The organism is Pseudomonas sp. 2995-3 (genome assembly GCF_002742565.1).
GTDB lineage: Bacteria > Pseudomonadota > Gammaproteobacteria > Pseudomonadales > Pseudomonadaceae > Aquipseudomonas > Aquipseudomonas edaphica.
Genome location: NZ_LJSB01000178.1, coordinates 107,536 through 122,871, shown reverse-complemented (window position 1 = coordinate 122,871; position 15,336 = coordinate 107,536). Strand labels below are relative to the sequence as shown.

Genomic DNA, 15,336 nt, shown 5'->3' with positions numbered 1-15,336 from the left:
CGCGGAGCGTGGGAACGATCTATGTGCAGGCATCACTGCGGTCAATTAAATTGCACGCAATTGAATTGCCTACTACCTTTATAGCTCTTTCTCCGTATCCGAGGCGCTGCCATGAGCGACAACCTGCTGAGCATCCCGTGCACCACCATCAAGGGTGAGCAAAAGACCTTGGCCGATTTTGCCGGCAAGGCCATTTTGGTGGTCAACACCGCCAGCAAATGTGGTTTCACCCCACAGTACAAAGGCCTGGAGCAAGTGTGGCAGCAGTACAAGGACCAGGGTCTGGTGGTGCTGGGCTTTCCCTGCAATCAGTTCGGCAAACAGGAGCCAGGCAACGAAGGGGCGATTTCCGAGTTCTGCGAGCTGAACTTCGGCGTCAGCTTCCCGCTGTTCAAGAAGATCGACGTGAATGGCAGCGACGCCCACCCACTGTTCGTGCAACTTAAAAAACAAGCGCCGGGGCTGCTGGGCTCCAAAGGTATCAAGTGGAACTTCACCAAATTTCTGATCGGCCGTGATGGCAAGGTGGTCAAGCGTTTTGCCCCAACCACCAAGCCCGAAGCCCTGACCCAAGAGATTGAAGCCCTGCTCAAATGACCGACTTGCCCCGCGTGTCCCTGGCGCTGGACGACCAGCTGTGTTTCAAGCTCTATGCCGCGTCCCGAGCGGTGACGCGGGCTTACAAGCCCATGCTCGATCAGTTGGGCCTGACCTACCCGCAATACCTGGCGATGCTGGTGTTGTGGGAATGGCACTGCGCGACCCCAACGCAACCCACGGTCAAGGCCCTGGGCGAGCGCCTGATGCTGGACTCTGGCACGCTGACGCCGCTGCTTAAGCGCCTGGAACAGCTGGCGCTGGTGCAGCGCCGGCGCAACGCGCTGGATGAGCGCGAGGTGCATCTGAGCCTGAGCCCCGCGGGCGTACAGTTGCGCGACCAGGCCCATGCCCTGAAAACCCGGCTGCTGTGCGACAGCGGTGTCGACCTGAACCAGGCCGACGTGTTGCGCAATGGTCTGGACGAGCTGCTGGCGCAGATCAAAAACTTGTCGAGTTCGGCACCCACAGGTCCAGCAGGGCTTTGAGCTCTTCGCGGCGAAACGGTTTGGCCAGGTAGTCATCCATTCCCGCCGCCCGGCAGCGCTCGCGTTCTTCCGCCAGGGCGTTGGCGGTCAGGGCGACGATAGGCAGCTCCGGCCAGCGCCCGCTGCGGCGAATCTGCCGGCTGGCCTCGTAGCCGTCCATTACCGGCATATTGCAGTCCATCAACACCATGTCGAAGCGCTGCTCCTCCAGCAACTTGAGCGCCTCGCCGCCATGGGCAGCCACAATCACTTCGCAGCCGAGCTTGCTGAGCATGCCCTTGGCTACCAATTGATTGACCGGGTTGTCCTCCACCAGCAGGATGCGCGCGCGATGTGCCAGGGGCACGGTTTCCATCTGGACAGGGTCGAGGATCAGTTGCGCCTCGCTGCGCAGGTTGCGCTGCAGAATCTGATACAGCGCGTTGCGGCTCAACGGGCGTGCCTGTTGCTGCAGCGGCATCAGAGCCGCGACTTCTTCGCTGGGCATGAAGTTGCCATAGGCCGTCACCAGCAGGATCGGCGCGCTGATGCCAGGGCGCAGGCGGAACAGGCACTCCGGGCAATCGGTGATCAGCAGGTCGGGGGCCAGCCCGGTCAGGTCGTCATCCTGGGAGTAACAGCGCAGCGCCAGCCCCCAAGCCGGCAGCAAGGTGCCGAGCAATTCCGCCAGGCCACTCCCGGTGTTGGTGATGGCGATGACTTCGCCCAACAGCGGCGCTTGTCGTGCGGCCGGCAAGTGTGTGGGCAGCGGCAGGTCGGCACAGAACTGGCTGCCAAAACCGACTTCCGAGCTGATGCTCAAGCGGCCCTTCATCGCTTCACACAGGTTATGCGTCAACGCCAGCCCCAGCCCGGTGCCGCCGAACTGGCGTGTGATACCCGCACCGGCCTGGGTAAACGGCTGGAATATTTTCACCTGCGCTTCCTGGGCAATGCCGATGCCGGTGTCACAGACTTCGATTTTTACCCGGCCACCCTCGGCACTGAGGCGCACATCCACACGCCCGAAGCGGGTGAACTTCAAGGCATTGGAAAGCAGGTTGCTGACGATTTGCCGCACCCGTGTCGGGTCGCCAATGACTTGCGCAGGAAACAGCGGGTCGATCAGGCAGGTCAACTCGACACTCGGCGCCGCGTTCTGCGACAGCAGGTTGGCGGTGTCTTCCACCAATGAGCCGAGGTCGAACGGGATGCGTTCGAGCTCCAACTGGCCGGCGTCGAATTTCGACAGGTCGAGGATATCGTTGAGCAGTTCCACCAGCACCTTGCCCGAATCGTGGGCGATGGACAGTTGCTGGCGTTGTTCGGCGTTCAGCGGGCTGTCGAGCGACAGCGCGATCATGCCCAGCAAGCCATTGAGCGGCGTGCGGATCTCATGGCTCATATTGGCCAGGAACGCGGCGCGCGCCTGGGCCATGGCCAGGGCGGTCAATTTGGCGGCTTCGAGTTCATCGTTGGATTGGCTCAAGCGCTGGTTGCTGGCCTTAAGCTCCAGAGTGCGTGCCGAGACGATATCTTCCAGTTGGCCCAGGTACTCGGTGAGGCGGTCCTCGGCATGGCGCCGTTGCTGGATTTCGGTCTGCATGTTTTCGAATTGCTGGTTGGCGACGTTCACCAGCACGCCGATTTCATCGTTTTCGTGACCCGGCGGGCAATCCAGGCGGGCCTGCTTGCTGGTGCTCAGGGCACGGATGATGCGCACCAGTGGCTGGGTCAGCATCACGTAGAACAGGCCCAGCAGAATGCCTGTCAGCAGCAGGCTGCGGGCGAACCCGTTGAGCAAGGTTATCTCGGCGCGGTGCAGGAAACGGCTGCCAAAGGCGTAGGTGTCGACGTCCAGGCGCAGCACGCCGAGGGAATCCTCGGGCATGTGGCTCAGGAACAGTCGATCTTCAAACAAGCGGTTGGCGCCAAACAGGAAGTCACTGATGGGCCGGTAGGCGCTCTCTTTGCGCGGCCGGTTCACGTCGGCCAGTACCACGCCATTGTTATCGACCAGTTGCGCGTGGGTGATGGCCGGCGAGTGCAACAGGCCCAGGGTCAGTTCCTGGGCAAGTTCGGCATCAATGTTGTAGGCGATACGTGAGGCAGGGTTATGGCTGATTTCGATCAGTGAGCGTATTTCACGGTTGATCGAGGCGTCTTCGCTGGCATAATCAATGCCGATTTGGATCAGGCTGAGCAAGGTTCCCAAGACGAAACCGACCAGCACAGTCAATCGAGCTTGTTTATAAGACAAGCGGTGGGCGAACTTGATATCCATCGGGTGTTGAACCACTTCACGTTTCCCTTCGCCCGGCAAGCATAGCTGAACATCCACAGGCTTTGGCTTGGCCGGCATGAATCGTTTTATACGCAGCCTCGTGGGGTCTGCCACAGGGTTGCCAATACGCCATCTTTTGCAAGAACTTGCCAGAGGAATAATCGTGGATTCTCGATTGAATGCCTTTCTTGAGCGGGCCGATGCGGTCCTTGCGCGCCTGGAACCGCTGTTACCTGCACCGCGCCAAGCCATCGATTGGAATAACTGCCTCGCCGCCCGTTGGCAGCGCGAAGGCCGTACTGGCTTTTTGCTCCCGCTGGAAGTGAGCCTGGACATGCGCCTGTCCGACCTTATCGGCGTGGACAAGCAACGTGAGCAACTGGCTCGCAACACTCAGCAATTTCTCGATGGCCTGCCCGCCAACCATGCGTTGCTGTGGGGCTCGCGTGGCACCGGCAAATCCTCCATGGTGCGTGCTTTGCTGGCCCAGCATGCCAAGGCCGGTTTGCGCCTGATTGAAATCGAGCGCGATCACCTGGCTGACCTGCCGCGCGTGGTCGAGCAACTGCTCAAGCTGCCGCAACGGTTCATCCTGTTCTGTGACGACCTGTCTTTCGAAGCGGGTGAGGGCGATTATCGCGTACTCAAGAGCGTACTGGACGGCTCCCTTGAGCAAGCGCCGGAAAATGTGTTGCTGTATGCCACCTCCAACCGTCGTCACCTGGTGCCGGAAAACCAGAGCGACAACGACAATTGGAAGCGCGTGGACGGTGAGTTGCACCCCAGCGAGGCGGTGGAAGACAAGATCGCCTTGTCCGACCGTTTTGGCCTGTGGCTGTCGTTCTATCCGTTCAGCCAGGAACACTTCCTGGATGTGGTCGAACACTGGATCGGCGAACTGGCCAGCAAGGCCGGCTTGCAGTGGCAGCGTGATGAAGCCCTCGACATCCTGGCCGTGCGCTGGGCCACCGGGCGTGGCAACCGCAACGGCCGTTGCGCGTATCAATTCGCCCGTTACTGGGTGGGTCTCAAGTTGTTGGAGCGTCAACCATGATCGATTTACAACAGGCCGGCACCGGCCTGGATGGCTACGCCATGCTCTGCGCGCAGCTGGAATCGCTGCTCGCCGATGAGCGTGACTTTATCGCCAACAGTGCGCAGTTCTCGGCGTTCCTGTTCAACCAGTTGGACGACTTGAACTGGGCGGGCTTCTACCTCAATCGCAATGAAGAACTGGTGCTTGGCCCGTTCCAGGGCCAGATCGCTTGCGTGCGTATTCCCTTCGGTCGTGGCGTCTGCGGTGCGGCGGCGGCATCCCGGCAAACCCAGCGGGTAGAAGATGTGCATGCGTTCCCAGGCCATATTGCCTGTGACAGTGCCTCCAACAGCGAACTGGTGGTGCCATTGGTCAAGGATGGCCTACTGGTGGGTGTCCTGGATCTGGACAGCCCGTCGCTGGCCCGTTTTACCGCGCAGGACCAGGCGGGCATCGAGCAGTTGGCGGCGATTTTCCTGCGGTTGACCGACTGCTGATCCCGCAGGAGAGGGTCGGCCGCCGTTATTGGCTGTCCAGCTTATGCAGCTGCACTTGCAACGTCCTCTCCAGCTCCAGCATGAGTTTTTCCAGGGCCTTGACCCCCATGTCTATCGTGGGGCGCTCCTCGTTGCGGGCGCAGGCCAGCTCCAGTGCTTCGCATTGCGCGGCCAATGCACTTGCCTGGACGATGCGCGCGGCGCCCTTGATCTTGTGGGCTTGCTCAATGATCGCCTGGGGCGCTGCCTGGCGGGCCATCAAGGCCACCAGGTCCTCGCGGTCCTGACGGCTGCTGCTTAACAGTTGCGCAAGCAAACGCTGGCTCAACTGCGGGTCGCCTCCGGTCAGTGCGTCCAGGCAATCGAGTTCCAGCCGCTGGCCGCTGGATCGGGGTTTGATCTGCGCCAGTTGCTGCTCCAGTGCAGTGAGGCTGATGGGCTTGAACAGGCAGTCATTCATGCCCGCCTGCGCACAGCGAAGTTTCTCCTCGGGTTGGGCATTGGCGGTGAAACCGAGGATTACGCAGGGCACCTGCTGTTCTCGCTGCTCGTATTCACGGATCGAACGGCTCAGCTCATAGCCATTCATGATGGGCATGTTGCAATCGGCAATCACCAGGTCGAAGTGCTCCTGGCGCCAGGCCTGAAACCCGGCGGCGCCATGTTGGGCTGCCGTGAACTGGTGCCCGAGGTAACCTAATTGCTGGCACATCAGCAAACGGTTCGCCGGGTGGTCGTCCACTACCAGCACATTGAGCACCGCCGCGGCTGTCGGCGCCTGAGACTTGAGCTCGTCCAGCGCTTCAATGGGCTTGAGGCAGGTCATCTTCAGGCTGACCTGCACTTGAGTGCCCACCATTGGCACGCTGCTCAGGCTCAGTTGCCCACCCATCATCTCGCACAGGCTGCGACAGATCACCAGCCCCAGGCCCGCTCCGCTCCTGGCCAGGTGCCCGGAGTTGTCCGCCTGGGCAAAGGGTTCGAACAGGCGCAATTGGTCGTCCCGGCTGATGCCGATGCCTGTGTCCTCGACCACCAGCTTCATCTGCACCTCTTGGGGCTGCTCGGTGGCTTGCACCTGCACCTTGATCTTCACCTGCCCGCGCTCGGTGAACTTGATCGCGTTGCTGACCAGGTTGGACAGCACCTGCTTGAAGCGCAGCGGGTCTATCAGCACGGCGGTGTTGTCGAGGTTGGGGTCGAATTCGAGTAACAGGCTGAGGGTTTTCTGGCGGGCCAGGCCATCGAAGACGCGCACCACCGATTCGATCACTTCGCGCAGGTTCACGCGCTCGGGAGCCAGGCTCAGGCGGCCGGATTCGATACGTGCAATGTCGAGGATATCGCCGATCAGTTCCAGCAGGTCCTTGGCCGAGTTGTAGGCCACTTCGATAGCCGGACGGTCGAGATGGCCCTGATCGGCGCGTTTGAGCGTCAGTTCCAACATCCCGATCACGGCATTCATCGGCGTGCGGATTTCATGGCTCATGGTGGCGAGGAAGGTGCTTTTGGCGCGGTTCGCCTCGTCGGCGCGTTCCTTGGCAGTGCGCAACTCGTCGAACAGTTGGCGCCGGTCACTGATATCGATCCAGCCACCGATGATGCCCTGGACTTCGCCGTCCGAGTCGCGATAGGGCAGGATCCAGTGGTAGATCGTGAGTTTTTTGCCGTGAATGTGCAGGGTGCGATCGAGGATCAATGGCGTGCCTTCCACCACCACCCGTTGGTAGTCGGCATGGTACTGCGCGGCTTCAGGCGCCAGGGCCATGTCCATTTGCACCACACTCTTGCCGATGACCTCTTCGCGTTTGACCCCGAACACTTGCAGGTAGCTGTCATTGCAGGTCTGCAACAGGCCCTTGCGATCACGCACATAGATTGGGTGCGGTGTTTCATTGACCAGTGCGCGCATGAACTCGAACTGGTCATTGAGGGCGCGCTCGGCCATTTTGCGGTGCTTGATCTGGCGGCGCATGTAGGCGTTCCAGGTCAGGGAAATCAGCAGCAGCAACCCGGTGCCAATGATGATTTGCGCAATCAGTTGGTGGTAATTGCGCCAGTAACTGTCCGAGGCTGGCGTGTAACCGCGCCAGCGGCTGTTGATCACGCCCATTTCGTCCGGGGCAATGCTCAGCAGCGCCTTGTCCAGGATTGAGCTCAGTTCGACGGCACCGCGCGGCGTGGCCAGGGCGAAGGTGGCGGGCAGCGTGCCAATGCTGGCGCTGATCTGCAGTTTGTCCTGGAACACCTGGGAGGCCAGGAAATAGTTGGCGATGACCAGTGAGTTCACTGCCCCGTCCACGCTTCCCTGAGCCAGCATTTCCGAGGCCTTGAAGGTATCGCTGACTTCCACCAGGCGAATCTGTGGGAAGTTCTCTTGCAAGGTTTTTTCCAGGGGGTTACCGAGGGTGATTGCCAGGCGCTTGCCTGCCATCTGCTCCAGGTTTGTGGCCGCGTCGGGCTCCTTGCGGGTCAGCAGGACGTAGGAGTTTTCCAGGTACGGGCGGCTGAAGCTGAGCTGAACCTCGCGTTCGGTGCTGGGGACGATGGCCCCGATGATATCGGCTTTACCCGTGGTGAGCTGCTCGATCATCGTGCTGACTTCGCGACTGCGCTGTATTTCAAAACGCAGGCCGGTGCGCAGGCGGATCAGTTCCAGCAGGTCGGCGGTAATACCGCGAAAGTTGCCGTCGGCATCGAAGAACGTCAGCGGCGCGAACGTCTCATTGACCACGACTTTTACCACCGGGTGATCTTTGAGCCAGCGCTCTTCACGCTGGGTCAGTTGCAGTTTCTTGTCGGTCAGCAAGATGTCGCTGCCGGCGCTCCAGCGCTTGGCAATGCTGTCTCGTTCATTAACGGGGACGGCCGTCAGCACCGCGTCGACGATGCTCTGTAGAACCTCCTGATCGTGACGCAAGGCGAAGCTGAACCCATAGGCTTCATGCTTGCCGAAGTTGGCCATGTGGATATTTTTGAGGTAGCCCTTGTTGATCATGTAATGGGTGGAAATAGTGTCCCCCAGAAACACATCCGCCTGATCGAACGCCACGGCATTGAGCGCGTTTTGATAGGAAGGAAAGGCGCGGATATCCGCCTGCGGGTATAACTTTTCCACTTCGTTCAGCGGCAGGTAGTGATAAACAAGGCTCAAGCGCAGGCCGGCCAGACCATCGCTTAAACTGCGCGTTTCACCTTCGCGGGTCACCAGTACGGGCTGGTCCACCGCATACGGCTGCGACAGGATGAGTTTCGGGTTGGCGGCCTCAAAGCCATTGGATGAGCCCAGCAGGTCGATTTCCCCGGTTTCCAGCGCATGGATCGCGGCGTCTCGTGTCGGATAACGCAATACCTTGACGGGCAGGGCCATGGCTTTGGCCAGCAGCCCTGCGTAATCGGCGGTCAGGCCTTCATAGTCGCGACCGCTGGAGGTGAGGTCGAAGGGCGGATAGTCGGGTGCCGAGGTGCCCAGTACCAGCTCACGTTTGTACATTAGCCACTGGCGCTGGGTCTTATCCAGCTGAATATCGAGTTGAACGGTACCCGCGCGGCTCAATAAGGTGAAGTGTTCCGGTCCGATTTGAGGGGCCGCGGGCACGGTAGTGCTCAAGCACAGGCCGGCCAATAATATAATCAGATAGTCCTTTATACGCCTTGGCATCCGCTTTCTCACACTAGCGCGTTTCGTTTTGCCATCTCGATAAGTTCTACCAAGGACTTGGCTTTAAGTTTTTGCATCAGCCTTTTTTTGTAGGTACTTACTGTCTTGTTACTTAGAAACATACCTTTGGCGATTTCTTTGTTTGTACGACCTTGTGCAAAAAGTTGCAGCACCATCAGTTCCCGGTCGTTCACGGCCTTGAATAATTCAAGTTCCAGTGCGTCCTTGCTGTCGGCGCCATTGGAATTGAGTGCCTGGCTGGGGAAGTAGTTGTAGCCAGACAGTACCGCACGAATGGCACTCAGCAGTTCGCTCAGGTCGCCTTCCTTGCACACATAGCCGTCTGCGCCCGAGCGCATGCAGCGGGTGGCAAACAACGTCGGGCTCTGGGCCGTCAGGATCAGGGTTTTCATCGAGGTGTTCATCGCGTTGAATCGGCAGAGCACTTCGAGGCCGTCGAGTTTTGGAATACTGATGTCCAGGATGATCAGGTCGGGCAGGCATTCGCGAACCATTTGTATCGCGTCACAACCGTTGTCCGTTTCGCCAACGATTTTATAACCTTCGTGTTCCAGCAACATGCGAATCGCCAGCCTGATAACCGGGTGATCATCAATGATAAAAACCGTGTTCATAATCATATTCCATGCAAGTGCAAATAAAGCGGGCACATTAGCTCAGAAGAAGAGGGAGGAGGACGAGCGTTGGGGGGAGTAGATATAAAACAGGAGAATTCCTACATAATAAAAGGTAACGACCTACGGTTCGATAAGGCTTTGCGTCGTCGGATGTAAGTAATAGTTGGATCAGTAAGCCTTGGAGCCGTGCCAGGGATTCGGCGATGGTTTTGCGGCGATTGTTTACCGGTGAACGGTGTTTATAGTCCTACAGTTATAACGAGAGCAGTGGCGCAATCAACTCTGTCAGTGCATCTTTATTCAGGGGCTTCAATAAATAACCAAGCAGGGGCAGCCCGCGCCGCCGGGCCTGGAGTGTCAGGTTGGACAACTCTGTTGCGGGCAGCCCGCTCAACAGGATTGCGCCGGTGATGAAGTGTTGGCGGCTGGCAATGTCTACCAGTTCCAGCCCAGGCAGGTCAGGCAGGCATTGATCGCACAGCATCAAGTCAAAGGGGCGGGTGGCGCAAGACATCGAGCGGATCGCCTGCTCGGCATTTTCCGCAAGGGTCAGTTGTTCGAAACCGAAGCTTTTGAGCAGGCACTGCGTGGCCAGGAGTTGAAAGGGATGATCCTCCACCAATAGGATTCGAAGACGGGGTATGGGCATAGAAGGCACATGGCTCAGTCAGAGGGGCGTGACGTAGGAATTGCGTGTCAGGTTCGCAAGAAGCGTGCGCGATTATTCCTCGAGCCGATGTGCGAATTCGATCAGGCCGCTCTGTTCCCGTCGTAGGTAAAGTCTGTACGGGACGCAGGCGGCATAACCTAAGGTTTTACTGTGGGCTGGATCGCCCGGTCATCTCCCGTGCCATTTCGGTGGCGTAGCTGTCGGTCATGCCGGCGATAAAGTCGATCATGCGCAGAAACGAAGCGTGCAGCGACCAGGCTGGGTTCGGCGCGCTGTTGCCCAGCAAGTCAAGGATGCGTCGGTTCTTGAACGACGGCGTGCGCCCGCCATGCTGCTCCAGGGCGGCACCGCAAAACGCGTTCAGCAGGATTTCCAGGGTGGTGTAGGCGCCGATCTCGTGCAGGGTCTTGCGTTTGTCCTGGAAGATTTTCTTGCGCGCCATGTCCTTGGCGTCCAGTACACAGCGCTTGGCCGGGCCGTGCATGTGTTCCACCAGGTCGCCCGGCAGTGTGCCGGCGAGCAATGCGTCCTGCTGCTCGACGAAGGCGCGTGCCGCCGCATTGGTCAGGTGCTCGATGGCCTTGCCGCGCAGGATCGCCAGCTTGCGCCGGCGTGAATCCTGCGGGCCCAGTTGCCGGTAGGTCTGGGGCAAATCATCACCCACCAGGTCGAGCAGCAGCGACTCGACTTCGGCATATTCGAGCAGCTCCATTTCCAGGCCGTCTTCGAGGTCGATCAAGGCGTAGCAGATATCGTCGGCCGCCTCCATCAGGTAGACCAGCGGGTGACGGGCCCAGCGTTGCTCTTCCAGCTGGGGCAGGCCGAGCTTGTGGGCGATCTGTTCAAGGATCGGCAACTCGCTCTGATAACAACCGAACTTATGCTTCTTGTAGCCCAACGAATCCGCGTGGCGGGCGGTCCAGGGGTACTTCAGGTAAGTGCCGAGGGTGGCGTAGGTCAGCCGTGTGCCGCCGTCGAACTGGTGGTACTCCAGCTGGGTAAGCACCCTGAAACCTTGGGCATTGCCTTCGAAATTGAGGAAGTCGTTGCGTTCGGCACTGCTCATGTCATCCAGCCAGCCGCGTCCGGCCGCCTGTTGGAACCAGTGGCGAATGGCATCTTCACCCGAGTGCCCGAACGGCGGGTTGCCGATGTCATGGGCCAGGCAAGCCGATTGCACCACCATGCCCAGGTCGCTTGGCTCGCACCAGTCGGGCAGGGCGCTGCGCAAGGTTTCGCCGACACGCATGCCAAGGGAGCGGCCGACGCAGCTGACTTCCAGGGAATGGGTCAGACGTGTATGGATATGGTCGTTACTGGACACCGGGTGCACTTGAGTCTTGCGGCCCAGGCGGCGGAACGCGCCGGAGAAAATAATCCGATCGTGGTCTTTGTGGAACGGGCTACGGCCGAGTTCTTCCGGGCTGTGCAGGGGTTTTCCAAGACGTTCGCGGGTAAGCAGGGTGGGCCAATCCAAGGCGGTTACTCTCCGTGCGGTGAATGACCCTCCCAGCTTCCCGGTTCAGCGCGGCATCGGCAAGCAAAAATCTACAGGCCGGCCGCATCGATATCGATTAACAGCAAGCGCTGACCGTTATCGAAGAACTGCCCGGCGGTGAGGCAGTATTGGTTGGTAGTGGCATCGCGGTAGGTCGACGACAGGGTCAGGCGCCGCTCCTCCCAGCCTTCAGCGAGCAGGTAATAGAAATATGGCCGCCATGACCAGTTGTGGCCCAGGTAGCGGCTGTCGGCTTGCCAGGCATCCTGGCGCCACTCGAAGTTGGGCGTCAGCTGGGTGCCATGGCGGTCGCACTGGTAAAAGCGCAGCAGCCATGGAAAGTCCGGCAATTGGGGCAGTTGATCGAGCGGCGCGCGGGCCTGTGCCCAGCGTTGGAGGATGCTCATCAGCTCGGCCAATTGCACGCGCAACTGCATCACACGGCCACGCTCGGCGAGTTTGTGTTGCACGTAAACCCCGCGCAGTTGGGCAAAGCGCGCGACGAACGCATCGGCCGCAAACCAGTCCAGTTGGGCCTGGGCAAACAGATAGCCCTGCACATAACGTGCGCCGCACTCCAGGGCAAAATTCAGTTGCGCCTCGGTTTCCACGCCCTCGGCGATGATCCAGCAGCCGGTTTTTTCGGCCATTTGCGCCAGTGCCCGCACCACGTCACTGCTCGGCCCGCCTTTGGCGGCTTCCTGGAACAGGCGCATGTCGAGCTTGAGAATATCCGGCTGCAGCGCCAGTACGCGGTCGAGTTGCGAATAGCCGGCACCGAAGTCATCGATGGCGATGCGTGCGCCAGCGTCGCGATAGCGTGCGACCACCTCGGCCAGGCGCTGGATGTCGCCGCCCAGCTCGGTGATTTCAAACACAATGCGCCGCGGATCGACATTGTGGGCCTGCACTTGTTTCAGGCTGGGCAAGGCTTGGCCAGGGCGCAGGCGGTTGATCCAGCGCGGTGAGATATTCAGGCTCAGAAACCAGTCGGCGGGGGCTTCATGCAGGCGGCTCAAGGCGTTTTCGCGGATCTGCCGGTCCAGACGGCGCAGGGCCACACCCGGTGTGCGTGGGTCGGCAAACAGCGGGCCTACCGACTGCAAGTGACCATCGGCCTGACGCAAGCGGCCCAGGGCCTCGACGCCGGCAATGCGCCCGGTGGCGGTGTCGATGAATGGCTGGAAACAGGCGAGCGGTTGCCCGTCGATCACGGGGCCTCCTTAAGAGAGCTGGCGAAAAAAAGGCCCGGCCCTCAGTGACGAGGGCCGGGCCGATTCTGTTTGCAAGAATGCAGCCAGCCAGCTTCAGCCTTTACGCTGCATGGCCAATTTGATCAGCGGGATCAAACCGGCACCCAGCCGCACCAGGCGCGTCAGGCTGCTGATGCCGCCGCCCTTGGCGCCCTTGCCGGTGAAAAAGCCCATCAGGGTCACCGCCGCCACGCCCCACAGCGGCGCGTGCTTGATGCCCAGGCTGTCTTGCCAGTTGTGGCGCATGTCGCGCATTTTGTTCAACGGCGCCATCAGTTGCTGGGACTCGTGACGGATCTCCTGGCGATGCATTTCCATGCGCAGGCGAATCAACGCCTTGCGCATTTCCCGGCGCGAGGTGTTTTGCGGGATTTCAGTCATGCTCATGGCAGCAGGCGCTCCCGATCATTGGCCAACTCTTCAAGGGTGGCGTGGAAGGGCGTGGACTCATCGAACACCGCCGCTTTCAAGCGCACCCCGCAGAAGGCCGCGGCCAGGCTGTAGAACACGCAAAGGCAGATAATCCCGGTGAGACGATAGCCGGTGTCCCACACCAGAATCATCACCAACGTCGACAACCCCACCAGCAATAACAGCGCAAACACCAGCGCCAAGCCTGCAAACAGCAGCAGGCTCACGGTGCGGGCCTTCTGTTCCTGCAACTCGATGCCAAATAATTCGACGTGGCTGTGCAGCAAGCCCAGAACGGCTGCGCCCAGGCGTCGTGAAGTGGAACTGGTGCCCGTGGACGAGCCGGTTTCGCCGATAGACATGATAGTTAGCGCCTTGTAGCCAGCAGACCGATCAAAAAGCCCACGCCGGCGGCAATGCCTACAGACTGCCAAGGGTTGGCCTGCACGTAATCTTCGGTGGCCGTGACCGCCGCCTGGCCGCGTTCACGCAGGGAATCTTCGGTCAGTTGCAGGGTTTCACGGGCTTTGAGCAGGCTTTCGTGAATCTTGCTGCGCAGCTCATCGGCCTGGTCACCGGCCAGCACGGCGGTATCGTCGAGCAACTTTTCGGTGTCACTGACCAGGGTTTGGAAATCCGCCATCAGTATTTCTTGAGCAGTCTTTGCAGTTCTTCTGGCCATGGGTATCTCCGTGATTGGCTGATCTGTTTGGTACGTGTGGTTTCGAGTCACCGGTTTCGGTGAAGGTTCACTTCAATTGTCTGGTACAGCTTTTGCTTTGCCTTGGTGCGCAGGCCCTGGGGCTTGCGCCGAGTCGGGGCGGATCGAGGCCAATGCCTGGAAAAACCTTACCCTAAATCACACAAACTCGCGGAAAAACCCTGTCGGCAACGGCCCATTGTGTTGATCGCTGCGCTAAAGCGGTTCACGCCCTCTCAAGAGGGGCGGTGCCGTTGGTGCCAATTTAGTGCGCGCAACCCTGGCTTGAACCGGTTTGGTGCTTTTTGCCTTGAATGCAGGCCTGCCAACCTCCATGGAAAATTTGCAAAGCGCAGTGGACACCCTCGTCCACAGCTCCAATACCCTGTTTATCCTGATTGGTGCGGTCATGGTCTTGGCCATGCACGCCGGCTTCGCGTTCCTGGAAGTCGGCACCGTGCGCCAGAAAAACCAGGTCAACGCCCTGTCGAAAATCCTCAGTGACTTCGCCATCTCGACCCTGGCTTATTTCTTTATAGGCTATTGGATCTCCTATGGCGTGAGCTTTATGCAGCCGGCGGCGGTGATCAGCGCCGATCACGGCTATGGCCTGGTGAAGTTCTTCTTTCTGTTGACCTTCGCGGCAGCGATCCCGGCGATCATTTCCGGCGGCATTGCCGAACGCGCCAAGTTCGCCCCGCAGCTGTGTGCCACCGCGCTGATCGTGGCGTTTATCTACCCGTTTTTCGAAGGCATGGTGTGGAACGGCAATTTTGGCCTGCAAGCCTGGTTGCTCGCGCGCTTTGGCGCCAGCTTCCATGACTTTGCCGGCTCCGTGGTGGTGCACGCCATGGGCGGCTGGCTGGCGCTGGCGGCGGTGCTGCTGTTGGGCCCGCGCAACGGGCGCTACAGGGAAGGGCGGCTGGTCGCGTTTGCGCCTTCGAGCATTCCGTTCCTGGCGTTGGGTTCGTGGATTCTGATCGTCGGCTGGTTCGGCTTTAACGTGATGAGCGCGCAAACCCTCAACGGTGTCAGCGGCCTTGTCGCCGTCAACTCACTGATGGCGATGGTCGGCGGTACGGTCGCAGCCTTGGTGATCGGCCGCAATGACCCTGGCTTCCTGCACAACGGCCCGCTGGCAGGGCTGGTGGCGATTTGCGCCGGCTCCGACCTGATGCACCCGGTGGGCGCGCTGGTCACCGGTGTGGTCGCGGGTGGGCTGTTCGTGTGGTGCTTTATCGCCGCCCAGGATCTCTGGAAGATCGACGACGTGCTGGGCGTATGGCCGCTGCATGGCCTGTGTGGTGTGTGGGGCGGCATTGCCTGCGGGATCTTTGGCCAGACCGCATTCGGTGGCCTGGGCGGCGTCAGCCTGATCAGCCAGTTGATCGGCACCGCGCTGGGCGTGGCCGTGGCATTGGGCGGCGGCTTGCTGGTATACGGCGTGATCAAGCGCGTACACGGGCTGCGCTTGAGCCAGGAGCAGGAGTATTACGGCGCGGACCTGTCGATCCACAAGATTGGCGCGGTCAGCCAGGATTGAATCGGCTGCCTGGCAACCGGCTGGCCCGCTCGCCACAGTCAGGTGGGTGGGCTTAGAATGGTTGCCTGTTTTTGATCGAGT

General features: G+C 60.1%; 14 protein-coding genes. 5 read left to right on the top strand and 9 right to left on the bottom strand.

All coding sequences use genetic code 11. The features are described from left to right. Positions 1-111 precede the first annotated feature (111 nt). Together AOA62_RS15230 and AOA62_RS15225 are read left to right on the top strand one after the other, a co-directional pair. Positions 112-597, top strand: a complete 486-nt coding sequence (locus AOA62_RS15230; protein ID WP_099549066.1) for a glutathione peroxidase — start codon at positions 112-114, stop codon at positions 595-597. Further along, entirely contained in the window at positions 594-1,085 is a 492-nt protein-coding gene (locus AOA62_RS15225) for a MarR family winged helix-turn-helix transcriptional regulator (RefSeq protein WP_099549065.1), read from the top strand. The genes AOA62_RS15230 and AOA62_RS15225 overlap by 4 nt, the downstream gene beginning before the upstream one ends. Here the strand turns inward: AOA62_RS15225 and AOA62_RS15220 are convergent. Next, positions 1,039-3,348, bottom strand: a complete 2,310-nt coding sequence (locus AOA62_RS15220) for a response regulator (protein ID WP_099549109.1) — start codon at positions 3,346-3,348, stop codon at positions 1,039-1,041. The two genes, AOA62_RS15225 and AOA62_RS15220, sit on opposite strands and share 47 nt — an antisense overlap. Positions 3,349-3,511: 163 nt before the next feature. Between AOA62_RS15220 and AOA62_RS15215 the strand changes: the two genes are divergently transcribed. Together AOA62_RS15215 and AOA62_RS15210 are read left to right on the top strand one after the other, a co-directional pair. Beyond that, positions 3,512-4,402, top strand: a complete 891-nt coding sequence (locus AOA62_RS15215) for an ATP-binding protein (RefSeq protein ID WP_017136173.1) — start codon at positions 3,512-3,514, stop codon at positions 4,400-4,402. Beyond that, positions 4,399-4,881: a GAF domain-containing protein gene (locus AOA62_RS15210; protein WP_017136174.1), complete on the top strand. Its 483-nt coding sequence runs from the start codon at positions 4,399-4,401 to the stop codon at positions 4,879-4,881. Before AOA62_RS15215 ends, AOA62_RS15210 begins: the two co-directional genes overlap by 4 nt. A 25-nt stretch (positions 4,882-4,906) precedes the next feature. On the opposite strand, the gene AOA62_RS15205 is transcribed toward AOA62_RS15210, so the two are convergent. From AOA62_RS15205 to AOA62_RS15170, 8 genes are all read right to left on the bottom strand, one after another. Then, entirely contained in the window at positions 4,907-8,542 is a 3,636-nt protein-coding gene (locus AOA62_RS15205) for a transporter substrate-binding domain-containing protein (RefSeq protein WP_099549064.1), read from the bottom strand. Between the two features lie 8 nt (positions 8,543-8,550). Then, a complete protein-coding gene (locus AOA62_RS15200) occupies positions 8,551-9,177 on the bottom strand; it encodes a response regulator transcription factor (RefSeq protein ID WP_017136176.1) in 627 nt (208 codons plus the stop codon). Between the two features lie 256 nt (positions 9,178-9,433). Next, positions 9,434-9,829: a response regulator gene (locus AOA62_RS15195; RefSeq protein WP_017136177.1), complete on the bottom strand. Its 396-nt coding sequence runs from the start codon at positions 9,827-9,829 to the stop codon at positions 9,434-9,436. A 166-nt stretch (positions 9,830-9,995) separates the two neighbouring features. Further along, positions 9,996-11,327, bottom strand: coding sequence for a deoxyguanosinetriphosphate triphosphohydrolase (locus AOA62_RS15190; protein WP_017136178.1), 1,332 nt, complete (start codon positions 11,325-11,327; stop codon positions 9,996-9,998). Between the two features lie 71 nt (positions 11,328-11,398). Next, positions 11,399-12,562 carry an EAL domain-containing protein gene (locus tag AOA62_RS15185; protein ID WP_017136179.1) on the bottom strand — a complete coding sequence of 388 codons (1,164 nt, stop codon included), beginning with the start codon at positions 12,560-12,562 and terminating at the stop codon, positions 11,399-11,401. 93 nt (positions 12,563-12,655) lie between these two features. Then, positions 12,656-12,988, bottom strand: coding sequence for a hypothetical protein (locus tag AOA62_RS15180; protein ID WP_017136180.1), 333 nt, complete (start codon positions 12,986-12,988; stop codon positions 12,656-12,658). Further along, positions 12,985-13,374 carry a phage holin family protein gene (locus tag AOA62_RS15175; protein ID WP_017136181.1) on the bottom strand — a complete coding sequence of 130 codons (390 nt, stop codon included), beginning with the start codon at positions 13,372-13,374 and terminating at the stop codon, positions 12,985-12,987. The genes AOA62_RS15180 and AOA62_RS15175 overlap by 4 nt, the downstream gene beginning before the upstream one ends. A 5-nt stretch (positions 13,375-13,379) precedes the next feature. Beyond that, positions 13,380-13,694 (bottom strand): YqjD family protein, encoded by a 315-nt coding sequence (locus AOA62_RS15170; RefSeq protein ID WP_017136182.1) that lies wholly within the window; start codon positions 13,692-13,694, stop codon positions 13,380-13,382. 352 nt (positions 13,695-14,046) lie between these two features. Here AOA62_RS15170 and AOA62_RS15160 point away from each other — a divergent pair, with 352 nt between their 5' ends. After that, positions 14,047-15,255 (top strand): ammonium transporter, encoded by a 1,209-nt coding sequence (locus AOA62_RS15160; protein ID WP_099549063.1) that lies wholly within the window; start codon positions 14,047-14,049, stop codon positions 15,253-15,255. Positions 15,256-15,336: the final 81 nt, after the last annotated feature.